The organism is Brevibacillus sp. FIR094 (genome assembly GCF_050477165.1).
Classification (GTDB): Bacteria; Bacillota; Bacilli; order Brevibacillales; family Brevibacillaceae; genus Brevibacillus.
Genome location: NZ_JBEAES010000013.1, coordinates 120,159 through 145,790, shown reverse-complemented (window position 1 = coordinate 145,790; position 25,632 = coordinate 120,159). Strand labels below are relative to the sequence as shown.

The 25,632-nt window shown below is 48.7% G+C and carries 25 protein-coding genes; 3 read left to right on the top strand and 22 right to left on the bottom strand.

The genetic code is table 11. The features are described 5' to 3' along the window. Positions 1-8: 8 nt before the first annotated feature. From ACQ5DJ_RS14015 to ACQ5DJ_RS13975, 9 genes are all read right to left on the bottom strand, one after another. Positions 9-1,139: a Ger(x)C family spore germination protein gene (locus ACQ5DJ_RS14015; RefSeq protein ID WP_429843005.1), complete on the bottom strand. Its 1,131-nt coding sequence runs from the start codon at positions 1,137-1,139 to the stop codon at positions 9-11. Next, the gene (locus tag ACQ5DJ_RS14010) at positions 1,132-2,292 is read right to left on the bottom strand and encodes a GerAB/ArcD/ProY family transporter (RefSeq protein ID WP_429843004.1); all 1,161 of its coding nucleotides are present in this window, start codon (positions 2,290-2,292) and stop codon (positions 1,132-1,134) included. Before ACQ5DJ_RS14010 ends, ACQ5DJ_RS14015 begins: the two co-directional genes overlap by 8 nt. Then, entirely contained in the window at positions 2,289-3,830 is a 1,542-nt protein-coding gene (locus ACQ5DJ_RS14005; protein ID WP_429843003.1) for a spore germination protein, read from the bottom strand. The genes ACQ5DJ_RS14010 and ACQ5DJ_RS14005 overlap by 4 nt, the downstream gene beginning before the upstream one ends. Before the next feature lie 127 nt (positions 3,831-3,957). Further along, the gene (gene kynU / locus ACQ5DJ_RS14000) at positions 3,958-5,238 is read right to left on the bottom strand and encodes a kynureninase (protein WP_429843002.1); all 1,281 of its coding nucleotides are present in this window, start codon (positions 5,236-5,238) and stop codon (positions 3,958-3,960) included. 95 nt (positions 5,239-5,333) lie between these two features. Then, positions 5,334-5,717, bottom strand: coding sequence for a DUF1294 domain-containing protein (locus tag ACQ5DJ_RS13995; protein ID WP_429843001.1), 384 nt, complete (start codon positions 5,715-5,717; stop codon positions 5,334-5,336). Positions 5,718-5,720: 3 nt separating this feature from the next. After that, positions 5,721-6,338, bottom strand: a complete 618-nt coding sequence (locus ACQ5DJ_RS13990) for a DedA family protein (RefSeq protein ID WP_106841570.1) — start codon at positions 6,336-6,338, stop codon at positions 5,721-5,723. Positions 6,339-6,511: 173 nt separating this feature from the next. Then, positions 6,512-7,180: a DNA alkylation repair protein gene (locus ACQ5DJ_RS13985; protein WP_429843000.1), complete on the bottom strand. Its 669-nt coding sequence runs from the start codon at positions 7,178-7,180 to the stop codon at positions 6,512-6,514. 39 nt (positions 7,181-7,219) lie between these two features. Further along, complete coding sequence (locus tag ACQ5DJ_RS13980) at positions 7,220-8,998, bottom strand: B12-binding domain-containing radical SAM protein (protein ID WP_429842999.1); 1,779 nt, start codon at positions 8,996-8,998, stop codon at positions 7,220-7,222. A gap of 152 nt (positions 8,999-9,150) precedes the next feature. After that, positions 9,151-9,657 carry a MogA/MoaB family molybdenum cofactor biosynthesis protein gene (locus ACQ5DJ_RS13975; RefSeq protein ID WP_409177931.1) on the bottom strand — a complete coding sequence of 169 codons (507 nt, stop codon included), beginning with the start codon at positions 9,655-9,657 and terminating at the stop codon, positions 9,151-9,153. Positions 9,658-9,832: 175 nt separating this feature from the next. Here ACQ5DJ_RS13975 and ACQ5DJ_RS13970 point away from each other — a divergent pair, with 175 nt between their 5' ends. Beyond that, positions 9,833-11,275, top strand: a complete 1,443-nt coding sequence (locus ACQ5DJ_RS13970; RefSeq protein ID WP_429842998.1) for a PLP-dependent aminotransferase family protein — start codon at positions 9,833-9,835, stop codon at positions 11,273-11,275. Between the two features lie 86 nt (positions 11,276-11,361). Beyond that, the gene (locus ACQ5DJ_RS13965) at positions 11,362-12,708 is read left to right on the top strand and encodes a TrkH family potassium uptake protein (RefSeq protein WP_429842997.1); all 1,347 of its coding nucleotides are present in this window, start codon (positions 11,362-11,364) and stop codon (positions 12,706-12,708) included. A gap of 70 nt (positions 12,709-12,778) precedes the next feature. On the opposite strand, the gene leuB is transcribed toward ACQ5DJ_RS13965, so the two are convergent. The 10 genes from leuB to ACQ5DJ_RS13915 form a co-directional block, all read right to left on the bottom strand. Further along, complete coding sequence (gene leuB / locus ACQ5DJ_RS13960) at positions 12,779-13,873, bottom strand: 3-isopropylmalate dehydrogenase (RefSeq protein ID WP_429842996.1); 1,095 nt, start codon at positions 13,871-13,873, stop codon at positions 12,779-12,781. Between the two features lie 76 nt (positions 13,874-13,949). Then, positions 13,950-15,488 (bottom strand): 2-isopropylmalate synthase, encoded by a 1,539-nt coding sequence (locus ACQ5DJ_RS13955; RefSeq protein ID WP_429842995.1) that lies wholly within the window; start codon positions 15,486-15,488, stop codon positions 13,950-13,952. 56 nt (positions 15,489-15,544) lie between these two features. After that, positions 15,545-16,567: a ketol-acid reductoisomerase gene (ilvC, locus tag ACQ5DJ_RS13950; protein WP_007728552.1), complete on the bottom strand. Its 1,023-nt coding sequence runs from the start codon at positions 16,565-16,567 to the stop codon at positions 15,545-15,547. A gap of 56 nt (positions 16,568-16,623) precedes the next feature. Beyond that, complete coding sequence (ilvN, locus tag ACQ5DJ_RS13945; protein ID WP_429842994.1) at positions 16,624-17,130, bottom strand: acetolactate synthase small subunit; 507 nt, start codon at positions 17,128-17,130, stop codon at positions 16,624-16,626. Between the two features lies 1 nt (position 17,131). Further along, complete coding sequence (gene ilvB, locus ACQ5DJ_RS13940; protein WP_429842993.1) at positions 17,132-18,868, bottom strand: biosynthetic-type acetolactate synthase large subunit; 1,737 nt, start codon at positions 18,866-18,868, stop codon at positions 17,132-17,134. A 596-nt stretch (positions 18,869-19,464) separates the two neighbouring features. After that, positions 19,465-20,604 (bottom strand): sulfate adenylyltransferase, encoded by a 1,140-nt coding sequence (gene sat, locus ACQ5DJ_RS13935; protein ID WP_429842992.1) that lies wholly within the window; start codon positions 20,602-20,604, stop codon positions 19,465-19,467. Beyond that, positions 20,586-21,287: a phosphoadenylyl-sulfate reductase gene (locus ACQ5DJ_RS13930; protein ID WP_429842991.1), complete on the bottom strand. Its 702-nt coding sequence runs from the start codon at positions 21,285-21,287 to the stop codon at positions 20,586-20,588. Before ACQ5DJ_RS13930 ends, sat begins: the two co-directional genes overlap by 19 nt. Positions 21,288-21,524: 237 nt before the next feature. Then, on the bottom strand, positions 21,525-21,758 hold the full coding sequence (locus tag ACQ5DJ_RS13925) for a hypothetical protein (RefSeq protein WP_429842990.1): 234 nt from the start codon (positions 21,756-21,758) through the stop codon (positions 21,525-21,527). A gap of 159 nt (positions 21,759-21,917) precedes the next feature. Next, positions 21,918-22,163 carry a hypothetical protein gene (locus ACQ5DJ_RS13920; RefSeq protein WP_429842989.1) on the bottom strand — a complete coding sequence of 82 codons (246 nt, stop codon included), beginning with the start codon at positions 22,161-22,163 and terminating at the stop codon, positions 21,918-21,920. A 162-nt stretch (positions 22,164-22,325) separates the two neighbouring features. Then, a complete protein-coding gene (locus ACQ5DJ_RS13915) occupies positions 22,326-23,213 on the bottom strand; it encodes a R2-like ligand-binding oxidase (RefSeq protein ID WP_429843030.1) in 888 nt (295 codons plus the stop codon). Positions 23,214-23,432: 219 nt separating this feature from the next. Here ACQ5DJ_RS13915 and ACQ5DJ_RS13910 point away from each other — a divergent pair, with 219 nt between their 5' ends. Then, positions 23,433-24,119, top strand: a complete 687-nt coding sequence (locus ACQ5DJ_RS13910; RefSeq protein ID WP_429842988.1) for a response regulator transcription factor — start codon at positions 23,433-23,435, stop codon at positions 24,117-24,119. Between the two features lie 153 nt (positions 24,120-24,272). On the opposite strand, the gene rplT is transcribed toward ACQ5DJ_RS13910, so the two are convergent. The 3 genes from rplT to infC all read right to left on the bottom strand — a co-directional run bounded on the left by rplT (position 24,273) and on the right by infC (position 25,455). Further along, positions 24,273-24,632, bottom strand: a complete 360-nt coding sequence (gene rplT, locus ACQ5DJ_RS13905) for a 50S ribosomal protein L20 (RefSeq protein WP_007728568.1) — start codon at positions 24,630-24,632, stop codon at positions 24,273-24,275. 91 nt (positions 24,633-24,723) lie between these two features. Continuing rightward, positions 24,724-24,921, bottom strand: coding sequence for a 50S ribosomal protein L35 (gene rpmI / locus ACQ5DJ_RS13900; RefSeq protein ID WP_017251031.1), 198 nt, complete (start codon positions 24,919-24,921; stop codon positions 24,724-24,726). Positions 24,922-24,951: 30 nt separating this feature from the next. Continuing rightward, positions 24,952-25,455, bottom strand: coding sequence for a translation initiation factor IF-3 (gene infC, locus ACQ5DJ_RS13895; protein ID WP_035291699.1), 504 nt, complete (start codon positions 25,453-25,455; stop codon positions 24,952-24,954). Positions 25,456-25,632 lie beyond the last annotated feature (177 nt).

The window sequence follows — 25,632 nt, the reverse complement described above, 5'->3', positions numbered from 1 at the left end:
TCGCTCTCCTATTGCATTTCCATACCAAGACGGCGCAGCTTGATTTTGTATGTAACGCGAACCGGAAAATCCCTGAAATCTTCTTTCCAGTTGTGGGTTTTCCAATAGTCTTGGTAATGCTTCGCACGCAGTGTAAGGCCCAGCTTCAAAATGTCACTATTGTACTGCTTTTGTACTTGCTGTAGTAGCTTCTTGGCGCGGTTTTCCATTTCTTTTTGGATAAGCGCTTGCATTTGTAGCACGAATTGCTCTGCTGGAATTTTCAGGTCTTCTGTGAGTTCGACAATATCTCCCTGAAGCTCGCATTGATAGGTTGCGGAAGAGGATTTATGAATGATCACCTTTTTTTTTGCAAAATGCGGACGAAAGCTCACATATCCGTTCTTGGTTTTCGGCAATGGAATCAAAATGTCTCCACCCGGTTTTTCATTGCGCAGCTGGAGCAATACCCATGTCTGCACGTGATCTAGTATCCCCACCATCTTGTGTCCACGAAAAACAGCAACCCCTTTCCAGCTCACCTCATTCTTTCTTGCCTCTACATAATTCAAAAATGGCTCCATGGTTAGATTAGAGGTCTGATTGAAATAGTCGCCCAACGTTTGGTCTGGAATTCTTCCTAATTTCATGCCATTTTCGATCAGTCCCATCAAAAAGACGACGGGTATCGGCTCGATCCTCGGTTTGATTTCCAGTAAAGTGGAGGCTTTTCCCCTCACGACGATCGGCCACAGGAGTCGCCTTATTTGCGGCTCGCGACGAAAGCTGTCCATGATGTCTTGGATACCCTTTCTGGCGACCTCCTCACTTACTGCAAGAATTCGCGTATGTCCAAGAAACAATCGCTGGTTCAGCTTCATTTGCAGGTTGTTGGAAGCATCTGTTACCGTTCTTCCTGTCACGCTCATGATTTTCACGGCATTCGCATCATTTCCTCCACCTTTCCCACTGCTCCCCGCGATTTTAATGGGAATCGGAATTTGGACGGTCATTTTGTACAGATTCTCATCTTTTTCATCCTGATCAATCGCAATGGCCAATACCGATGCGCGTTCCTCCAGTTCACGTCTGTCCCAGCACCCCGTCAGCAAGATTGTACAGATGATCAACAAAGCGAAGTATCTAAGAGACTTACCCATCGATATTCCGCCCCTCTCGTCGGGTCACCATGTCACGAATGAGGATTACTACCCAGTAAACGACGGGGAACAGCAAATTAATGACTAAGCTAGACAACCCCAGCAACGACGCCCACTTAAATACTTCTGTAATGTTTTGTGGAATGAGGGAAAAGAAGAATAAAGGGACGAGAAGGGCAGAAGCCACGATTCTTTGAAACCTGATTCCCTTGCGAAACAACTGTCTAAGTGAATAAACAACAACGTAATACGCATTGGCTACCGTAGTAAAAACAGCCGAAACCCACACGGCCAAAAAAGCAGACTCTAATCGTTCCAAGATTAATCCAGGCACCTGCGTCGTCTTGACCAATTCAAGTGTCGGCCACGTCACCCTCTGCAGCTCTTCATACCCAAATACCGAAATCCCCGCCACCACGATTAACGTATAGAGCAATGCTGCAATTAACAGGCTGTAAAATCCAGCCAATTCTCTGTTCGTATTTTGTTGTGCATAGGCAAAAAAGATGAACATAATTTCAAAACCAGAATAAGAATAAATTCCTTCGTATACCCCCTCTACCATTGAATGTAATGACACATGATTCATCGGCAGGAGATTCCCGAATTCCGCTTTTTGGAACGACGCAATCGCAATAAAAAGAAGTGGCAAGATAATAAAAGGAAACAGCAGCTCGTTCACTCGCGCTACTACTTCCACCTCATGCATGCACAAAAATAGTACCAACAAAAACATCGTGATAAGCACAACTTCCAGCGGTGTCTGCAAAAGAACGGAAGTCACAACCACTTCACCAAATACACGTGAAACGACTGCCGTGGAGAAATACAGGTATACCAGATAGATACAAATCCATGGGAGGCTGAATACTTTGCCCACCCAAGGCCTTTTGACAGATCCCCATACCTTGTGACTGTATTCAATAAAGGTTTCCCCCGGGTAGCGCCTGCTCAATTTGACAATTAACCATAAGGAGACGTACGCACCTGCTGAACCAATCAGAGGGGCGATCCAGCCCGCCTCAAATAATTTCGAGCTGGTTGTGCGAGGTAGGGTCAATACGCCGACACCGATTAAGGTACTGGTGATGAGACAAATTTGCTGCCACATCGATAGACTTTGGTGCCAGCCGTGCCCCTCCCTCCTGTTCATTTCTGGTTATCCTCCTCTCTGATCCGGATTTTATCTTGAACATGAAACATCATCGGTCTTGTTTTCATCAGATGATGGGGCGCCCTTACGAACAAGTCCTTCATTCCATTCAGGTTGAGCGGACTAAGCGGGCTCATATAGGGTACTCCGAACGATTTCAGTGAAGACAAGTGGATGAGAATGACGATCAAAAACAGCATAATACCGTAAAGACCAAACATCCCTGCCAAGATCATAACCGGGAAGCGGAGCATGCGAATGGCAATCGCTGCACTGTAACTCGGGGATGCGAACGAGCCGATTGTCGTCACAGCTACGATGATCACCATGACAGGACTGACCAGCCCGGCCGTTACCGCCGCCTCTCCGACCACGAGTGCTCCAACAATTCCGATCGTAGGACCTATTGGCCCCGGTAGCCTTACACTTGCTTCCCTCAATATCTCAATAGCCAACTCCATAAACAGGGCTTCGATTAAAGAAGGGAATGGAACCGTAGATCGTCCTGCCGCCATCGCAATGACCAGTCGAGAAGGGATCATCTCTGGATGGAATGCGCTAAAAGCGATATAAAGAGACGGTAACAGTAAGGCGATGCTGATACTGATAATCCGAATCAAACGAATCAAGGTCGCGATGTAAAATCGCTCGTAATAATCCTCGGGACTCTGATAAAACTGCGAAAATACAGCCGGAGCAATCAAACCGAACGGAGTCCCATCTACCAGAATGCCTACCTTCCCTTCCAAAAGATTGGCCACTACTTTGTCAGGGCGCTCCGTATTTTGAATCTGCGGGAATGGGGACCATCTCCGATCCTGGATCATTTGTTCGATGTAACCGCTCTCCAGCACAGAATCTACACGAACACTGCTCTCTATTCGCGCAATCACTTCCTCGACCATCGGGGGATGCGCAATACCGTCGATGTACATAACGTAAATGTCAGTCTGCGTTCGCTCCCCGACAACCATATGACGCACTCTGAGATTGGGGTCCTTCAAGCGGAAGCGGATCAGCGCTGCATTCACACACAACGTTTCACAAAAACCATCGCGTGGCCCTCGTACCACTGATTCCGTCTGAGGCTCTTCCACTGAACGCCTGTCCCAACCTCTCGTGTTATTCAAATAAGCATTTTGACACCCATCGATGATCAGTACCGCACATCCAGACAAAATATTTCGGACGATCTGCCTCAGTTTGTCTGTCAAATCCAGCTCATTTGTCGCCGGATCTTGATAAGTGATATCGGGAGTCGTCATATAGCGAATAATAAAATCACTAATGACATTGCGATCCACCATGCCATCTATAAAAACGATAGCGGCTTGAGTCTTCGACTTTGTTTGAAAACGACGAACGACGAGATCGTCACACTTTCCAAACTGCGCTTGAATCAAATTGATGTTTTCTTCCACATTTGTCGTGAGCGTAACATCCGCTACGCTTTCCATGCTCTTGTTGGAGTGCTGATCCAACCCTTTTGACTGGAGGGCTTCTTTTCTTTTTTGCCATGCTTGAAAAAACTGGTTCAAGCTGCTCACCCTTATCCATGGAATATATCCTGCCTACAGGTACGGATAGTGTGCCCAATAATGGAAAGGAAATCCCGTAAAAGACGTATATCAAAAAGAAAAACAGGTCCAACCTAAGTCGGACCTGTTAAGCAACTACCTCGCGCTTGTTCTCAAATTTCTCGTAGCTCTTCTCTTGCATGATCGTCTTTAAGCTCTGGACACTTTCCCAAACCTCTGTATAAGTTGTATAGAAAGCAACAGGGGCCAATCGAATGATGTTCGGTGCACGGAAATCAGGAATAATGCCCGCTTCCTTCAGAGCCTTGCATATACGTATGGCCTCATCGTGTTCAAGGCTGACATGCCCACCTCGGCGATCATCCTGCTGTGGGTTTGCAATCGTAAAACCCATGTCTGCAAGCTCCACCTCGATCAAATCCATCATGAACCGCGTTAAGCCGAGCGACTTGGTACGAAGCTTTTCCACGGACGCCTCCTGGAACATTTCCAAGGAACCAAGCAGTGGCGCGAGGCTCAGCATATGAGGGGTACCAATCTGGTAAGCGCCCGCATTTTCGCAAGCTTCCAGCGTATGTTCCATGTCAAATTGCTTATCCTTTTTCGAACTGAACCACCCTGCCAATCCCGGAGCCCTGCCAAAATGCTTTCGGTTGACATATAGACTACCCACGCTTCCGGGCCCTGCATTTACGTATTTGTAGTTGCACCAGTATGCAAAGTCCACTCCCCATTTGCTGAAGGAATGCGGGATCGCGCCTACAGAATGACATCCGTCAAAACCAATCAGAATGTCTCTCTCATGTGCAGCTGCTGTCAATCGCTCGATATCAAGCAGCTGACCGCTGCGATACAGGACCGTCGGGAGGACTACCAGTGCTACTTCATCTGTCATCGCATCTATAATGTCCTCTTCCTCGATCAAGCGGCCATCTCTTGACGCTACCCGAACCAAATGCTCTTCCGGGTCCAGCCCATGGAGCTTCATTTGACTCTGGAGTGCGTAGATATCCGTAGGAAAATCCAGCTCGGTGGCAACGACCTTCGTCCTTCTCCCAACCGGATGATAGAAGGTAGCTGCCAGCTGATGGAGGTTGATCGTCGTAGAACCCGTTACGATCACTTCCTCGGGGCTTGCCCCTACAAGTGCTGCGCTCATCTCTCCCAATTTCTCCGAGAAGAAAAACCACGGATGGTTACCCGTTGTCCAGCCTTCCACACCCAACTCCTTCCAAGACTGCATCATATCCATGACACTCTGTTCCGCTCTTTTTGACATGAGGCCAAGCGAGTTACCATCCAAATACAGGCTCGGAAGCAGATAAAACTCTTCGCGATAGCTCGCGAGTTCGTCTTGTGCATCCAATTGCTTTGCGTACGTTTTCGTTATGGGGCTTGATTGAGACATAGCTACCTCCTCAGCTTGTTCTATCGTTCCCTTTTATTATAGGCTGAATTTTCGAACAAGAGAATCCCGTTCACAAAAAGAAAATCCCGTGCCACCTACGACACGAGACTTTTATCCAAGTATAGCTGCGTCAACCAAATGACTAGCAAGATTTGCGCGATGCAAAAGAGCGGAAGTAGGATGAGAAAAGACATATGCTTGGTCTTATGCCGTTGAATAAGCATGCCCTCAAGCGCACCGATCCCTCCTCCTAAAAATGCGACTAGCAAAAGGCTCAGTTCTGGAACCCGAAAACCTTTTTCTTTCGCCAGACGCTTGTCTGTCTGCATCAGGTAATAAGCATAACCATTTAGCAGTAAAGCTCCCCCAGCCAGCACCCAGACATTTGAATTGAAGTATCCTGCCAAGAGGAGGCCCCAACTTATGACGAGCACCAGCACGAGATTGCGGCGATGGGCAGCTAATTGTTGATGGTACATTTCTTATTCTCCTTTTGCCCGATATGCCCGATTTCCCATAAACTGCTTGCGTACGAAGAATACCACACCCAAAACAACCACGATCACCAGCAAAGCGTAGAAACCATATTTGCGGATGACTTCGATAATTGCTTCCACATTATTTCCGAATACATGGCCGAGAAAGTAAAAGGCAATAGTCCAAACCAACCCGATCGGATATGACAGCATCGCATAACGACGGAACGTCATACCGCCAAGCCCGACCAAATAAGGTACGACATGACGGACAACCGGAAATAAGTAGCTGATGCAAAGGGCAGTAGTACCATACTTCTCTAGCAAGCCCGTTGATCGATTCACGGCGTTCCTCATTTTCTCGGTTTTGCACAGCCATTGCAATATCGGTTTCCCAAAGTACTTTCCAAGTAAAAAGCCAATCGTCAATCCGGAGGCAACCCCTAAATATCCCGCCAAAAAAGAATACCATGGGTTTAGCACGCCGATGGAGGCAAGAAATCCTCCTGTAGCGACAACCAGCTCATCGGGAATCGGCAAACCGACAATCCCCAGCCAGAGCAGGAAAAAAATCGCTACGTAGCCGTATTGCTCTATGATTGACATCAGTAGGTCGACTTCCATGAGGCAAAATCCCCTATCCTTGCCACAGTGCGGTCATTTCTTGACATACTAGCAGCTATGGCATCGCACGATATCTGACTCTATGTATTACGTATGAACCTCAAAAAAGGTACTTGTTTATTTTGCAATAGATTTACGTATTTTATCAAGCACAGATACGCCAGACGACTCTATCATGATAGATGTTTGAGCGCTTCACGTCTGGACAAACTCGCGAGTGGCGTCGCTTCAACAAATTCACGTACGGCGTCAGGATTTGTTTTCGCATACTCTCTCAACGCCCAGCCGATTGCCTTCTGAATAAAAAACTCTTTGGAATCCACGCATCTTTCCACCAAGGAATAGAGCAGCCGCTGATCTGTCTTGTCTTTGTATGACAACTGAAATAAAATCGCCGTTCGTTGCAGCCACATGTTTGTTCCATTCATCCAGGCTGTCGTATTCGATTCGATCAGTTCGGGATGTAAGGCAAACAATCTACCTGTTGTATGGGAAGCCAAATAATCCACGGTATCCCACCACGATTTGGTCGTGATCAGTTCGACTACGAACGGGAGATGGTCAGGGGTGAGACGCTTTTTGGACTTCTCGAGTACGTCAAGCGCTACATACTGGTACTCTCGCGCTGGCAATGCCCACAAGGACCTAACAACCTGCTCCCACTTTTCGGGTACACCATAATCACGAAAGATTTGTTTGGTCAGTTCTTTGCGCTGTGGTGATTTTATACCCAGAAAAGGAAAATGATTTTTCATGTACTGCGCCATTGGACCAGCCACAATCGAATCACCATGTGCACGCAACAGTTCCTCTACAGCCTCTGTATACTCGCTTGCGTTCATCTGCGTCTCCTCCCTCCCACTCATCTGATAATCCGGTGGTTAGCCTGCCGCTTGGACGTCCTGCTTGATGACAGCAAAAGCATTTTGCTCTTCATCTTTGTACGGATAATACACGACAAGTGTAAAATCTCCCTCGACAAACTCACCGGTCTCCATCCATTTTTCAATGTCAAAGGTCACCTTGGCGGTCAGCGTGTGTTTGAAGTAATCTTTTTCCAACGCAGCATGCGCCGCAAAATCATCGCGGAGTCGCTCACGCTGCTCGGTTAGGACAGCGAACGTCTGCTGCATCTCTTCCTTGTCCATGACATCCTCCCACCACAACTTGCGCGGGCGATGCTTCTGATTTCGCAGGAAATCGAATTTCATCATGCTGAGCACATGCCCCATGCCGTCCACTTGCTGAGATTGCAAAAACTTCTGCAAGCGCATGAACAAATCCTCTAATTGATGACCGATTCGGCCCCAGCCTTGATTTTCCCAATAGTCGCCAAATGCCTGGAAGAAGTCAAAAGCCGTTTCGAACTGATTTGCCAACAGCCACTCCACGGTATAGTCCATCCGGTGCGCATTCCAGTACTTTTCCAGAATGTCTTCTACACGCTTGATTTTTTGCATGTCATCAAAGGAAAGGACGTTGTTCCCCAAAATTTCGTAAGGAGCCTCATCCATAAAAACATAGCCGTGATTAGCCGCACGCGCACGAACACCTGTCCCGCGCAGCATTTTCAAAAAGCCGAGCTGAAGCTCTTCCGGGCGCAGACCAAACACGTCATTAAAGGTTTTGCGGAAGGATGCATAATCTTCCTCAGGCAAACCAGCGATCAAGTCCAGATGCTGATCGATTTTTTTCGAATCCTTGATCTGTGTCACTGTACGCGCAAGGCGATCGAAGCGCTGAATCCGCTGAACAAGGCGATTGGTCTCATCATTCGTGGACTGAACCCCAATCTCGAAGCGGAAAATGCCTGGCGGTGCGTTCTCGGTCAAGAAGTCGAGTACGTCCGCGCGCAAAATGTCTGCCGTGATCTCAAATTGAAAGACCGTGCCATTGTGGTTGTCGATCAAAAACTGAAAGATCTCCAGCGCATATTTTTTATTGATGTTAAACGTGCGATCCACGAACTTAATCGTTTTGACGCCGTGATTGATCAAACGCATGAGATCTTCTTTTACTCGTTCTAGACTGAAATAGCGTACGCCGTCTTCAATGGAAGACAGACAGTATTGGCATTTGAACGGACACCCACGGGATGCTTCAAAATAGACGACGCGGTTGTTCAGCTCGTCCAGATTGTCCGCGTATGGTGAAGGAATGCTGTCCATCTCTTCCACTTGTGCACGCGGCATGGAAAAACGCACGTACTCCTCTTCGCGATAAGCGATCCCGGCTACATCACGCAGGCGTGGAGGCTGCTTGGTTTGCAAGGATTCCTGATACACCTGCAAAAGCTCCAAGAAGGTCTGCTCCCCTTCACCAATACAGATGACATCGATTTCAGGATGCTTCTTCATCCATTCATCCGCATCGTAGGTCACTTCTGGTCCCCCGAGGATAATCGGAACATCCGGGCAAATCTTTTTCAGTGTGCGCATGACACTGAGGGTCTCACGAATGTTCCAGATATAACAGGAAAATGCAACGACATCGGGCTTGCGCTTGTGGATATCTGCTACTATATTTAACGTCACATCGTTGATGGTATACTCCACCAGCTCAATCGAAGGAAATGCTTCCTGGGCATAGCTTCGCAAATAACGCAAAGCGAGCGAGGAGTGAATAAACTTGGCGTTTAAGGTCGATAGTAAAATCTTCATGGATGGGTCTACTCTCCTTGCAAAATTCGGCACCAAAAAACCATCTGCAATCGATGGTTCAAGGTCTGACCGATCTTTTTCCTTTCGTAACAGTACCATACGAGACTACTAACGGCAAATCCATCCGGTTACAAGTTGCTGAACCCGAACGGTTACCGATTTAATTCGCGCACCACATGCCCAAGCTCTGGCACGATCAACCGATTCATCGCCAGTCGCACCGCACCTGTCGAGCCTGGCGTGGAAAAAATCATTTTCCCTTTCCGTGTCCCTGCAATCGCACGACTGAGCATCGCTGCGGAACCGATGTCTTCTGTAAAGCTCAACATCCGAAACAGCTCACCAAAGCCCGGCATTTCCTTGTCAAGCAAGCCAGAAACAGCCTCAAAGGTATTGTCTCTTGGCGAAATGCCAGTGCCGCCATTGAGAAGAATGACTTGAACGTCGTCATGTGCGATTCCCGCTTCGATCGCCGCAATGACCTGTACAGGCTCGTCCTTTACAATTTGATAAAGAGCAACGCTGTGACCGGCTTCAGTCAGAAGCTGCTTCATTAACTGGCCGCTTTTATCTGTATCCTCTGTCCGAGTATCGGAAACGGTGATGACCATGCATGTGACTTGCTTGGGCGATAGCGCCTTGTGTTCCTGCGTACTCATCCGTAATTTCCTCATTTCTTCAATATATATCTTTTTCTCATGATACCATGTTCGAGATTCCAATACCCTCGTCGTTCCGGCAACAATTTCTTCACTCCCTATACCCGAGATGCTTCGCTTTCCTATATAATGCTGATGACTGCTATTTTTTCGACAGACAAGGAGGCGTGCGCGAATGCCAGAGCGACCATATTTTTCTTTTCATTTCCACAAACAATCGCACACACCAATCTATGTACAACTCGCTGAACAATTAAAAACAGCGATTCTGCGTGGTGCCTTTCTTGTAGATGGACAACAATTGATATCGCTGCGAGATATGAAAACAATTAGCGGCTGCTCGTTGGAGACAGTCAAAAAAGCATACGATCATCTTGCGCTGGAAGGCTGGCTGGAAGCTGTGCACGGCAAAGGCTATTACTTGACGCAACTTGCCAAAGAAGCTCGTTTGGAAAATCGCCTCCCGCTCACAGATATTCCGATCGCTTCCCTGGCGGATTCCTCCCCTCGTCCCAGCGAAGAACTGGTGAAGCGATTGCGTGGTGCTTTTTATGAGAGCCTGACCGTATTGGATGAACCATCCGCGAAGAAGAAAATCATGCGAACGCAGGCTACCAAAGTTTTCGCTGATCATCTCAGCCGCAGGGGACTGCCACACTCACCTGAACGCCTTCTGCTTTTTAACAGAAGCACGAGCGGCTTCGCCTTTCTAGCACAGCGCATCATGAACGCACGCGATGTTGTCTATGTGGAGGAATATAGCTATCCCGTATTTCTGCGCTTACTGAGCCAGTGCGGTATTACGGTTCGCCCGATTCGCATGGATGAAGAAGGCGTCTGTATTCAAGCCCTCAATGAAGAGCAGGAGCATTACCCCGCCAATTGGCTGTTGATTAACCCGCATTACCAATTCCCTACCGGCATCAGCTATTCATTGAAACGAAAAGAAGAGCTGCTCGAATGGGCACAGAATCATAACGTACGCCTGATTGAAAATGACCATTATGGCGACCTCTGGTTTGAAGAGCCGAGCGTTCCCCTGTACCACATGGCTGTGCAGGCAAAAAGCTCTGTCGAGGTCTACTATTTGCATTCTTTGTCCAAAACACTGGCTCGCGACCTGCAATTGGGCGTGTTGATGCTTCCTTCTGATTTATCGGATGATGAACTGGAACGCTATAGCCAGCTTGTTTCCATGACCGGAGCTGAACCTTCCCTGCTCGTCGTAGAGGCAGCCGTTCAACTCCTCGATGATCCTTGGTTTTACGAAGAGTTTCTTGCAGATCGACGTGCCCTGTTCCAAGCCCGCTTCCTACGACTCTGGCAGGAAAGACGGCAAGCACTCCCCGATCACGCGCGGATGTTCCCCATCGCCGGCGGCTTAAATACGTGGATCAAATGGGGCACGCCAACCGCAAGAGCAACCGAACAGGAAGAGAGAGTCGTCGCTATTCTTCGAGAGGAAGGTCTTGAGCTGACAGGTGGCCATGCCTTTCGCGTAGCGGATGAGCCTACCGATATTCTGCGCTGCCCGGCTGTCCGTTTCCCGCTTGCTCCATTGGAAGAACGAGAGTTGAAACATTGGCTTCACCGATTGGGCGCTGCTCTTCTTCGGTAAGATTTCCTAGGGAAATGCCATACTAAGAGATGGATTTCCCTCCTTCCCATAAACTAGACTCGAAAAAAGCCGAGGTATAACCTGCTATGATTAAAAAAATCGTAGATAAGCTTCACCTTGATCCACCAAAAACACTTGTTCTTGGGTTTGGCTTAATTATTTTCCTGGGAGCGCTGCTTTTGACACTCCCGGTCTCTACAGTTGATGGACTTGGCCTGCATTGGCTTGATGCTCTGTTTACGGCCACCTCTGCTACGTGTGTAACAGGCTTGGTTGTCGTCGATACTGGATCGACTTTCACTACCTTTGGTCAACTTGTCATTTTGTCGCTCATCCAGATAGGTGGACTTGGCTTTATGACGTTCGCTACCTTTTTCGCACTGATTATGCGTAAAAAAATCTCATTGCGTGAACGCCTCATCCTGCAAGAATCACTGAATCAGATATCGATAGAAGGTGTCGTACGTTTAGCCAAAATGATTTTGATTTTTACTGCCGTCACTGAGTTTATAGGTGGAGTGCTTCTCTCTATTCGTTTTGCATTTGACTTTCCTCTGCCAAAAGCGATCTACTTCGGCTTTTTCCATGCAATTTCTAACTTTAATAACGCTGGATTTGATCTGATGGGCGATTTCGCCAGCTTAACTGCTTATGTAGCGGATCCGCTCGTTAATCTCGTCGTCTGCTTGATGATCATTCTTGGCGGTATAGGTTTCATCGTTATGAGTGAGTTGTACGATTATCGTCAAACGCGTCGCCTGTCTTTACATACGAAGGTGGTACTGGCAACAACCGGTCTCTTGATCACGGCAGGGACCGTGCTTATCTTCATTTTGGAGTATAACAATCCAAAAACGTTACAGCCCCTTTCCATGATGGGCAAAGTGCTTGGCTCCTTTTATCAGTCGGTTACACCTCGTACGGCTGGCTCGAACACATTGAATATCGGGGATATGTATCAGTCTTCGCTTTTCCTCATTATTATCTTGATGTTCATCGGTGCTTCTCCTGGCTCAACGGGAGGCGGAATCAAAACGACGACCTTTGCCACACTGATTGGTGCTGTTATTGCCCAAATTAAAGGGAAAGAAGATGTCATTTTCTTCCGGCAACGCATTCTGCCTCATATGGTCTACAAATCACTGACACTGACCATGATCGCCCTGTTCATTGTACTTGTCATGACGATGGTGCTCTCGATTACAGAGACAACCGCACGATTCGAGATGATCCTGTTCGAGGTCACTTCCGCGTTTGCTACGACTGGGCTATCCATGGGGCTGACCCCTCATCTGACTCCGATCGGGAAAACGCTGATCGTATTGACGATGTTTGCTGGTCGTTTGGGGCCACTCACGATTGCTTTTGCCCTCGCACAACGCAAGCAAAAAGAATACTTCCGTTATCCAAAAGGGAAGATCACGATCGGATAAGCCGTATAAAAATGGAGAAAACCCTGCCAAAGCACCCGAAGGACTTTGGCAGGGTTTCGTTTTGTATGTTTTATTGTTTTTGCCACTGTTTGGACAGCTCGTCGCGAACCAGTTGGCCCATCTCGACTGTACCAATCGCTTTGCTTCTGTCAGCTGCGATATCGCCAGTGCGATGTCCTGCTTCCAGTACGGACCATACTGCGTTCTCCACTGCTGCTGCCGCTTCATCCATACCGAGCGAGAGACGAAGCATCATCGCTACGGACAGAATGGTTGCCAGCGGATTGGCAATGCCTTTTCCAGCAATGTCAGGAGCAGAGCCATGAACCGGTTCGTACAGGCCATAGCTGCCCGCTGCCAGACTCGCCGAGGACAGCATCCCAATCGAACCAGTCAGCATCGCTGCCTGATCGCTCAAGATGTCGCCGAACATGTTTTCCGTCACGATAACGTCAAACTGTTTTGGTTCACGTACGAGTTGCATCGCGCAGGAGTCTACCAACTGGTGAGACAGCTCTACATCTGGATAGTCAGCAGCTACTCGCTCGGCTACCTTGCGCCAGAGGCGGGAGCTCTCGAGGACGTTTGCTTTATCTACAGATACAAGGCGCTTTTGGCGTTTACGCGCAATGTCGAAACCGACTCGAATGATTCGCTCGACTTCCGCTTCATGATAGATGCACTGATCTTCTGCGACTTCACCGTTTGGACCGTTATAGCGTTTTTTCTCACCGAAATAAATCCCTCCGGTCAGTTCACGTACAACGATCAAGTCAACGCCAGAAACGACTTCTGGCTTGAGGGAGGAAGCATCGATCAGAGAGCTGTGCATGGTAGCTGGACGAATGTTCGCAAACAAACCAAGTGCTTTGCGAATGCCGAGCAGCCCTGTTTCTGGACGAAGATGTCCAGGATTCTGGTCCCACTTCGGTCCGCCAACGGCTCCCAAGAGCACAGCATCCGCTTGCTTTGCCAGCGTTACCGTTTCTTCTGGCAACGGTGTTCCATCCGTATCGATTGCGATACCACCGATCCGGCCTTCTTCACATGTAAAAGTGACACCTTCCAGTTCCCCTACGAGCGTAAGGACTTTGACAGCTTCCTGCATGATTTCTGGTCCAATACCGTCTCCAGGAAGGACGGCGATGCGATAGTTTTTCTTCATCGTTTATCCCTTTTCTATACGTAATGGTTTCCGATCGCTGCTGGTTCCTATGATCCTATCCACATTTGACCTATCTTTATATCGTTGCACTGACGGGCGTAGGTTCGCCACGACGCTCCATGATCTTGTTCACTGCCCGTACGTAGGCGATCGCGCTCGCTTCCAGCACATCTGTGCTCACGCCGCGACCAGTTACGATCAGATCGCCCTGTTGCAGACGGACGAACACTTCACCCAGCGCATCTTGCCCGTGAGTAACAGAAAGGATTTTGTAATCGACGAGGGAGACCTCTTCTCCGGTAGCGCGGTCAATCGCTTTGTAGATGGAATCAACCGATCCATTTCCACATGCGGCTTCTTCGCATACTGATCCGTCGGCACGAACCAGTCGCACACTCGCTGTCGGAACGGAAATGTTGCCGTAAGCGAGCTGTACGGATTCCAGCTGGAACGCTTCTGGTCCGCGAACCATCTTGGAGTCTACCAGAGCGAGAATGTCGTCATCCGTGATTTCTTTCTTCTTGTCGCACAATACTTTGAACGCTGCAAACGCTACGTTCACCTCTTCTTGCTCCAAGTGATAGCCCAGATCAACCAGCTTTTCCTTGAAAGCATGGCGCCCAGAGTGCTTACCAAGAACCAGTTTGTTTGACTTGAAGCCGACCGATTCCGGACGGATAATTTCGTACGTGGTGACTTCTTTTAACACACCATCCTGGTGAATACCGGACTCGTGTGCAAAAGCATTTGCCCCCACGACTGCTTTATTTCCTGGCACGATCATCCCTGTCAAACGGCTCACCAGCTGGCTGGTCCGTGCGATTTCTTTCAAATTCAGCTTGGTCGTCGCCTGGTAGTAATCCTTGCGCGTTTCCAACGCAAGCGCCACTTCTTCCAGAGCAGCATTTCCAGCGCGCTCTCCGATTCCATTGATGGTGCCCTCGACCTGCGTAGCTCCGCCTTCGACTGCAGCGAGACTGTTGGCGACTGCCATCCCGAGGTCATCGTGGCAATGGCAGCTCAGGCGAATCAGATCAGTAGAAGGCACACGTTTTTTCAGCTCACGGAAAATGTCTCCGTACTGATACGGCGTCATGTAGCCAACCGTATCTGGAATATTTACCGTAGTAGCCCCTGCCTTGATGACCGCCTCTACAACCTCTGCCAAAAAGTCGATCTCGGTCCGCGCCGCATCCTCTGCGGAAAACTGGACTTCCGTAAAGTACTTTTTCGCATAAGTCACTGCTTCCACCGCCCGAGCAAGGACTTCTTCCTTGCTCATGTTCAGTTTGAACTGACGGTGAATCGGAGATGTCGCGAGAAAGACGTGGAGGGAAGCGTTTTGTGCGTTGCGAAGCGCTTCGTATGCCTTATCCATGTCGTCTTTTACGGCACGAGCCAGACTGACGACGGTTGCATTCTTCACCCGTTTTGCAACTTCGGCCACAGACTTTTGGTCACCTGGGGAGGCAGCAGCGAAGCCCGCCTCAATTCTGTTTACGCCCAGCTTCTCGAGTTGAAGGGCGATCTCCACCTTTTCGTTCGTGCTAATATTGACGCCCGGAGACTGCTCCCCATCGCGCAGTGTCGTATCAAAAATCTCAATGGTCCGCATGAACTTTTCACCTCCACATTTTTCCCTACATTGTATATAGATTTTTCACACAGCAATTATTGGCCGATTTTCGCTTCTTCTTTTTTCGTATCTTTGTTGATCCAAGACATCATACCGCGCAGTTGCTCTCCTACTACCTCGATGCCATGCTCGGATTCCAGACGGCGACGGGAAGTGAAGCCAGGACGGTTTGCTTGGTTTTCCAAGATCCAATTGCGAGCGAATGTACCGTCTTGGATTTCAGCCAATACTTTTTTCATTTCTTTGCGAGTTTCATCTGTGATGATGCGACGACCTGTGCTGTAGTCACCGTACTCAGCTGTGTCACTGATGGAGTAGCGCATACGAGCCAAGCCACCTTCGTACATCAGGTCAACGATCAGCTTCAGCTCATGCAAGCACTCGAAGTAGGCGATCTCAGGAGCATAACCTGCTTCCACCAATGTATCGAAGCCTGCTTTTACCAGCTCGCTTGCGCCACCGCACAATACTGCTTGCTCACCGAACAAGTCTGTTTCTGTCTCTTCACGGAAAGATGTTTCAATTACGCCAGCTTTTGTGCAACCGATACCGCTGGAGTATGCGAGTGCGAGGTCTTTCGCATTGCCAGTCGCATCTTGGTAGATCGCGATCAGACCAGGTACGCCAAAACCTTCTTGGTATACGCGGCGAACGAGATGACCTGGGCTTTTTGGAGCAGCCATGATTACGTCTACATCAGCTGGTGGCACGATTTGTGCGTAGTGGATGTTGAATCCGTGAGAGAAGCACAATGCAGCGCCGGATTTCAGGTTTGGCGCGATCTCGTCGCGGTATACTTGTGCTTGACGCTCATCTGGCATCAGGATTTGAACCACGTCAGCGCGTTTGGTTGCTTCTGCTACAGTCAGTACTTCAAAGCCGTCTTTTGCTGCTACATCCCAAGATTTTCCTGGACGAAGACCCACAACTACTTTATAACCGCTGTCGCGCAGGTTTTGTGCTTGTGCATGACCTTGGCTACCGTAGCCGATGATTGCAATTGTTTTTCCACGCAGTACCTCTTGTTTTACGTCCGCTTCATAATACATTTTTACCATTTGTATAGCCTCCCTAAAAATGTTTAGTTTGAATTTTTATTCTGAAATTTGGCAATTTAAACCGTTGCTGCGGCTGGTGCTGGAACAATACTGCGCGCCATCGCTACTGAACCTGTTCTTGTCAGTTCAATAACACCGTAGCTTTGTAATAGTACGAGCAGCGCATCAATCTTTTCGGTGTCACCCGTTACTTGCACGATCAGTGAGCTAGGACCCACATCGACGATCGCGGCACGGAACGGCTCGACAATTCCGTTTAACTCTGCCAGCTGGCTGGGCGATGCCGTCACTTTAATCAACGCCAGTTCCCGTGATACAAAAGAGTTCTCGCTGAGATTCGTGACTGAGATGACATCGATCAGCTTGTGTAATTGCTTCATAAGCTGATTGATTTGGCGGTCATCTCCTCCGGTTGTAATGATCATCCGGGACAGCCCCTGTTCTTCCGTGCCTCCCACCGTAATGCTGTCGATGTTGAAGCCGCGTTGGCCGAACAGTGTAGCCACTCTGGTCAAAACGCCTGGTTGGTCGTTGACGAGTACGGAAATGGTATGTTGCTGCATCCTAATCGTCCCCCAATTCCATCTGATCTAGTGTGTTGCCTGATGCAACCATCGGATAGACGTTTTCTTCCTGTGCTACTCGGAAGTCCACCACGACTGGTCCATCATGCGCAAGCGCCTCTGCCCAAACTACTTCGGCTTCTTCCGGCGTGCTTGCTCGCAAGCCTTTTACGCCATAGGCTTCCGCCAGCTTGACAAAATCCGGGCTGCATGTCAGATCGATTTGGCTGTAGCGATTATCGTAGAAGAGCTCCTGCCATTGACGTACCATTCCCAAACACTGATTGTTTACAATCGCTACTTTGACCGGAATTTTGTATTGGGAGACGATTGCCAGCTCCTGGTTGGTCATCTGGAATCCGCCATCCCCTACGACGGAGATTACCGTGCGATCCGGGTGAGCGATCTGTGCGCCAATTGCTGCCGGGAAGCCGAAGCCCATCGTGCCGAGACCACCGGAAGAAATAAAGGAGCGCGGGTGCTTGAACTTATAATATTGAGCTGTCCACATCTGGTGTTGTCCAACGTCTGTTGTGACGATCGCTTCCCCATCTGTGGAGTTGTACAAGAGTTCAATGACCGCTTGTGGCTTCAATACGTCGCCATCTTTTTTGTACTTGTACGGATGTTGTTCTCGCCACTCTTTCAACTGGCTAATCCACGCTTCCGAATCACAAGCTTTTGCGAGCGGAATTGCTTTTGCCAGCGTGCTCTTCACGTCGCCCGCTACTGTGACGGCTGTCTCTACGTTTTTCCCTAGCTCTGCTGGATCGATGTCAACGTGTACGATGCGGGCTTTTGGTGCGAACTCCTTCGTGCGTCCCATCGTGATCCGGTCATCAAAGCGTGCTCCCAGACCAATCACACAATCCGCATTCAAGAGCGCTTGGTTCGCTGTGTAATTCCCGTGCATCCCTGGCATTGCCAGCGACAACTCGTGTGTTCCAGGGAAACCACCCAATCCCATGAAAGTGTTGATCACCGGAATGCGTGTTTTTTCAGCAAAGTCGCGCAATTCTTTCTCTGCTTGAGCTGCAATGATTCCCCCGCCCGCCATAATGACTGGACGCTTCGCTTCACTAACGGCTTTTACAAACTCTTGTACTTGTTCGTCGGTTGGTACGAGTGAAGCGCGGTAGCCACGAATCTCCACTTGATCCGGGTAGGTAAATGGTGCCTTATCATTGGCGACATCTTTTGGAATGTCGATCAATACTGGACCCGGACGACCGGTTGTCGCAATGTGGAAAGCTTCCTTCACAATCCGCGGAAGATCGCGAATGTCGCGGACAAAGTAACTGTGCTTTGTAATTGGGATGGTAATCCCCGTAATGTTTGCTTCTTGGAACGCGTCGGTACCAATCAGCGACTGTGCCACGTTACCTGTGATGCAGACCAGCGGAACCGAGTCCATCTGAGCGGTTGCAATCCCCGTTACGAGGTTCGTTGCTCCCGGACCGGAAGTAGCGATACATACACCCGGTTTGCCTGTCGCTCGGGCATATCCGTCAGCAGCGTGGATAGCGCCTTGCTCGTGGCGAGTCAAAATGTGCTTGAAGTAGCTCCCGTACAGGGAGTCATAAATGGGGAGAACCGCCCCGCCTGGATAGCCGAAAATGTATTCGACCTGCTCCAGGATTAAACAGCGCAGCAGCGTTTCTGCTCCTGACACTTCTTCCCCGAACTGAATCGGTGGAATGCCGTTCTTTTTCTGCAATTCGGCCATTTCAACACTCATTGACCTCTCCTCCTCCCAATTCTCAACAGGTATTGAAAATAACTATAGACACATAGAAAAACCCTTTCGCCCCGACACGGTTTTATTTCCATGTCTTTTGGGGCGAAAGGGTTCGCGGTACCACCCAACTTTATCGGCGCCTCACGGTCAGCCGATCTCAGCCAGTCACAGCAAATGTGGACTGTAACACGTTAACGGGTGTTAAGCGGTTTGGCCTACTACCTGCAAAGCAAGTTTCAGCTAAACGGCTCGGAGGTGAGCAATGCGACGTACCCAATACCCGTTTCTCAGCATCAGGGCTCTCTGTAAAAGGGGTAACGCGCACCATCCTCGTCATGGCCTACTATTAAAACAATATTTTCAATATTGTTGTTGTCAGAATAAAGTGTTACGTCTGATTATAGCTAGGCACCTAGGGGGTGTCAACGAAAACAAAAAGATTTTACTGGACTTTCGTCCGAACGAATGCTCAGTTGGAAATGGCTTTACAGCGCGGTTTTTGCGTGAAAGCGGATACAGAAAAAGAGAAACTTGTCCAGCTTTTGCAACGGAAAAAGAACGGCTTTGCCGTCCCTCTCCTGCTTTTTCGGTTCGTTTTATTGCGGGGATTTCAATCCCTCTATCAAAATCGTTGCGACTTCCGGACGTGTAAATTCCGGAGGTGGCGTGATCCCGTTTCTCAACATTTCCCTCACTTTTGTTCCCGATAAGGTCATATGAGAGTCTTTGTCATGCGGGCACGTCTTGGTCGTTGCCATCCCTTGGCATGCCTTGCAGTAAAAGCTGTGCTCAAAAAAGAGCAGCTGGATACCGAGCTCACCTGGCGCAAACTCGGAAAAGATGTGCTGCGCATCATAGGTGCCGTAGTAATCGCCTACCCCTGCGTGATCGCGGCCGACGATAAAGTGAGTACAACCGTAATTTTTTCGTACTAATGCGTGGAAGACCGCCTCACGCGGACCCGCATATCGCATAGCAGCCGGAAAAGCGCCGAGCAGTACACGGTTGTGCGGATAGTAATTTTCCAGAAGGGCGAGATAGCTTTTCATTCGTACTTGAGCAGGAACATCGTCTGATTTCGTTTCCCCCATCAATGGGTTGAGAAAAAGGCCATCAACAATCTCTAATGCCGCCTTTTGAATATATTCATGCGCCCGGTGAACGGGATTGCGCGTTTGGAAACCAACCACCGTTTTCCAGCCATGTTCCCGAAATCTTTCTCTCGTTTCTGCTGGCGTCAAATAAAAACCAGAGAAACGCTCAGGCTTAGGCTTTTGCAGTATTTTTACAGGCCCACCCACGTATAGGTCAGGCTTTTCAACCAGCTTTTTCACACCGGGGTGAGCGAGATCAACCGTACGAAAAACGAGCTCCGCCTCACGCATTTTATCTGGCACAAAGCAGCTTTTCACCTGCAAAATCGCATAGTCCACTCCATCTTCCCCACGTAACAGAATACTGTCGCCGGGTACAAGATCGTCGTGCTCATCTCCATCGACAGCCAATGTCACTGGCAACGGCCAAACCGTTCCATTGGCTAGACGCATCGTTTCCACGACCGTGTGGTAATCCGCCTCTTCCATGAATCCAGCCAACGGCGAAAATGCTCCGATAGCAAGACACTCGATGTCCGACAGGGTCCATTTGTCCACGATAATGGCTTTTTTGACCCCGTGCCGCAAGATGGTTTGTTTCACTTCTTTCCCTCCTGCGCTGTTCATTTGTGCAGACCGCATTCGGTCTTTTCGAAGCCAGACCACCGTCCCGACCGAGAATCTTGGCCAGGCATGACAGCACGCGTGCATACTCGGCAGCCGATACTTGGATAGTTCCGGTCGTGCAATGGATTGTAAGGGACATCATGCGCATGGATATATTCCCACACCTGGGCCTCCGTCCAATCCGCTAGCGGATTGAATTTAACCAGGTCGAATTTTTCGTCCCACTCCACTTTTTTTGTATTCGCTCGAGTAGGTGATTGCTCGCGGCGAATGCCCGTAATCCACGCCTGATAGTTGGACAGGACGCGCTTTAATGGCTCTACCTTCCGAATCTCACAGCAAAGATTCGGTTCTCTCTCCCACAGTTTGTCTCCGTGTTTTTCTGCCTGCTCGGCTAACGTCAGCTGTGGCTGTACTTGAATAAATGTCATGCCGTATCTGGCTTGCAGCTTGTCACGCGTATCATACGTCTCAGCAAAATGAATGTTGGTATCGAGGTAAAATACAGGAATAGTGGGAGCCAATTTGTGCAGCATGTCGATTAAAACGACATCTTCAGCGCCAAAGCTGGCCGCTAGGATCAGACTAGCCGCATAGTTTTCCACGGCGTTCACAAGCACGCCCTGAGGTGCTTGAACTTCCAGTCGGCTTGCCCATCCCTGTATTTCCTCATCCGCCATTTTCTGGCGATTGCTCATCAGCGAAGCTCCTCTCTTGCTAGGATTCACCCACCATCATATGCCTAGTGACTGGAAGTGGAGCATCGTCCACCTATATCCAACTCGCCCAAACCACACGCTCATAACCGTGTGGTTGACCGCAAGCGGTCGCGTCCACTTTTATGAAAAATGTCGAGATGCTTCGATCCGCCGATGAGAGGGGACGTTTTTCACAGAAAAAAGCCGCCAGACAGGGTCTGACAGCTATCTGCTGCTTTATTTTTCCTCTTTTTCGTTTACTGTGGGGGCGAAAATAAAAGAGGCTCCGGTTTGTTGCGTGTTTTTGGCCTCGGCTTTTTGAACCGTCGGTACGGCGTACGAACCAGGGGTTACCAAGGAAGGTGTCACCGTGTAAGAATCATCCTTTTCTTTTGCAAACGCTCCTGGCACGAGCAATGCTGAACAGACAACCGCTGTTACACCCATCATCATCCATTTTTGTTTTCTCATCTATGTCTCTCTCCCTATCCAATGTTTTCCTGTAACGCTTTTTATTGTATGGCATTGGGGAGTCTGCTCGACACGGACGAAAGATTGTTTTTTTCTCAGACTTGAGACGGAATCATTTTCCACAAAGAAAAAGCATCCTGTACGGATGCTTTAACCCCATTAGTTTTCTTCTTTTTCGTTTACATTTGGAGCGAAAATAAATGCAGTTCCTGTTTTTTGCGTGCCTGTCACGGCATCTGTTTTCTGGACTACTGGAGCGGTAGCCGTCGTGTACGGAGCAGGGGCGAAGAAAGCATTCGTCACGGAATTTGCGTCATCTTTCTCTTTTGCAAACGCTCCTGGCACGACCATCGCTGAACAAACAACTGCTGTAATTCCCATCATCATCCACTTTTGTTTTTTCATTTTACTCTCTCTCCTATCCAATGTTTTCCTCTTATGGCTTTATTTTAAGCGTTTAGCCAGGCTGTTAAACACGGACGGAAGGTTGTTTTTTACTCAGACCTTGGGCGGATTCCTTTTTAGGCCCCGAGCCTAGTTCCATAACGTAATGCCGCGCCTTATTTCTTACACATCGACAGCGGTTCTTGTATGCTTATACAGCTCTTCCATCGTCTGTCCTTTCGCTCGAGCAAGTACCTCCATGCGCACACTCAGTTGCTTTTTCGCAAACTGCTCCAAATCAGCAACCTTCACTCCGAATGCACTCACCCCTTGTCGATCATCCATCCAGTCGTATAAATGACTTGCCATTGGAGCCAGCTCATCCATCTTTTTGGCAATGACATCGTAAATATGGGGATGCTCACAGATCAATCTCTGCAGCAGAAATGTTCCGTAGCTAATGTGTCGCGATTCGTCTGTTTTCAAATACCCAATTCCTTGCATTAAACCAGGCATGAGCCCCGTTTTGCTGAGTGCTTCGTAAAACGCATAATAGCCTGTCTCTGCGAGAACGCCTTCCACAAACATATTGTAGACAGTCGAAGCTTCTGCGATGGCTTCGGGGGATTTATCCGTCAGCAGACGATTGAGTGCATTCGGCAAGATCTCATGGAAAATTCGCTTGTACACATCATCGTGCAAATGATGCAAGTCTCCTGACTCGCCGATGTTGTCGAGAACCAATCGGAAAAACTCTGTATGCTTGGCCTCTTCAAAGAGGAAGGTCGTCAAATACATTTCTTCCTCCAATCGCCCTTCCTCGGCAATAACCATGATCAAAGGCAAAAGATCGAGGGTGACTGCCTCTTCCCCACCAAGAAAACCAGCAATTCGTCCCAAGGTTTCTTCCTTCTGCTCCGGATTCATATTCGCGTAATCTTCGCGGTCTTGCGTAAAATCAATGTCCTGCGGGTTCCAAATGCCGTATCTCTTCGCTTTTTGATACAATTGATACGGCAGTAGCTCCTGATTCAATCCTTTTTGGCTGGTCGAAACAAAACCATTCCTCATCCCCATCCAACCTTTCTTATTTCTCATACGCCCTCTATTCCGAATGAATGAAAGAAGTCATAAAATTGTTAATTTATACCAATTCCATTCTTTACGCTCAGATCAGCCGTTTGATAAAATGAAGGCGCTGTAGGTTGATTATAGGTCAGGCTGAACGGTCGTTCATATCCCCAAAAATCAGGGGGTGTTCATCACTCAAATGGAGGTGGCAATCACTCCATGGTCAGTCCAGAGCTGAACATGTACATCGATCGAATCGAAGAAACCGCATTTTACGAGGAGAAACTAGTGCTTGCTGTACGCGGCTTCGTGGATCTCTTTCCTTTCATGGGAGCCATTCTGTGCAATTACTCGACGCTCAGTCAAATGGGTGAGGGACTATGGTCGATCCTTGACCAAGAGTTATGCTCCATACGCGATATACGAGTGGACATGCGCAACATGCCCCTTATCCAGCGTGCGATCCGTGAACAAAAAGCCGTACTGCTAGATTCTGAGGCAATCCGTCAGTTCCCGCCCAATTTAGTGTACAACGCCCCTTATGCGCTCATTCTCCCCATCAGCTATGGGCCTAACGTACTCGGCTACGCCGGTATTTCCTGGCATCAGGATGGCTGTTCTGGCATCAACCAACAATTGGTACAATCTTTGAGCGCATACTGTCTGATGCTGGGCAAAGTATTGGCAACCGACTCCCTTCGCCCTAAAACCGTCAAGCTCTCACGCCGAGAAGTCGAAGTCATGCAGCGGATGTCATGGGGCGAAAGCGTCAAGGAGATGGCGGACTGGATGGGAATAAGTGAGTTTACCGTGCAGGATTACATCAAGTCGGCCTTAAAAAAGCTCGGTGTGCAAAATCGCGCACAAGGTGTAGCGGACGCCATTCGACAGCGAATCATTTGTTGAATACAAATAGAAAAAACAACCGAATGTGATCTCGGTTGTTTTTTCTTTGACGCAAACTTCCCTATCTACGTTCTGATTTCTACCACTATCTAGACCACAACAAAAAAGCCGACCTTGCCCTCAACCGGGAAGATCGGCTCTTCTATTCAAAAATTAAGCGTTCAGTTTGCTTTTTGCAACTGTTGCCAGTTCGTTGAACGCAGCTTTGTCGTTAACAGCCAAGTCAGCCAGCATTTTGCGGTTAACTTCGATGCCAGCAACTTTCAGGCCGTGCATCAAACGGCTGTAGGACAGACCGTTCATGCGAGCTTGCGCGTTGATACGAGTGATCCACAGTTTGCGGAAATCACGTTTCTTTTGACGACGGTCGCGGTATGCGTACAGCAGGGATTTCATTACCTGCGCATTAGCGGATTTAAACAGGCGATGTTTGGAACCGAAGTATCCTTTCGCCAGCTTCAGGATTTTCTTATGACGACGGCGTGTAACAATGCCACCTTTTACTCTTGGCATACTAAACTCCTCCTGGTCTTTCCAGCATGGCGGCCTACTACTAGGCGCTTAGGGAGCTCATGCTGCGTAATGGTGTGTATTAAAGAAAAACTTACAGGTAAGTGAGCATTTGCTCAATACGTTTTTGATCGCCTTTGGAAACGAGTGCAGCTTTACGCAGGTGGCGTTTTGCTTTTGTCGTTTTGTTAGCGAACAAGTGGCTACCAAATGCGCGGTCGCGCTTCAATTGGCCGCTTCCAGTCTTTTTGAAACGTTTCGCAGCAGCCTTGTTGGTTTTCATTTTAGGCATCTGAAAAATCCTCCTGTCTAAACTACTATCTTACTTTTCCGCTTTCGGAGCCAGAATCATGATCATGCTGCGGCCCTCGATCTTCGGCTTGCGCTCAGGCGTAGCGAGATCTTCACACTGTGCAGCAACACGTTCCATAACGCCTAGTCCAATTTCGGAGTGGGTGATTTCACGTCCACGGAAACGGATCGTACACTTCACCTTGTGTTGATCCTCCAAGAACTTGCGGACGTTGCGAAGCTTTGTTTGAAAATCGTGCTCCTCGATGTTAGAAGAAAAACGCACTTCTTTCAGCTCGATGATCTTCTGGTTTTTACGCGCTTCTTTTTCCTTTTTCGCCTGCTCGTATTTGAACTTTCCATAGTCCATGATACGGCATACAGGCGGCTTGGCTGTAGGAGCAACGTTTACCAGATCCAATTCAGCTTCCTGGGCAATGCGCAACGCTTCCCTAAAGGGTACGACTCCCAATTGGCTCCCGTCTGCACCGATTAAACGGACTTCACGGGCACGGATCGCTTCGTTAATTAACATTTGATCCTTGCTAATACTTGCCACCCCCGTCAATTTCGAGAAGGAACAAAAATGTGCGAACGCAATCTGCGCCCGCACATATCTCACCTAAGCAATTTCATCAGATCCGAGGATCTTTGCGTAAGAGTTACCTGTCAACAGTCGTATACGACGTCGACTCAGGTGAGAAGCTGTGCG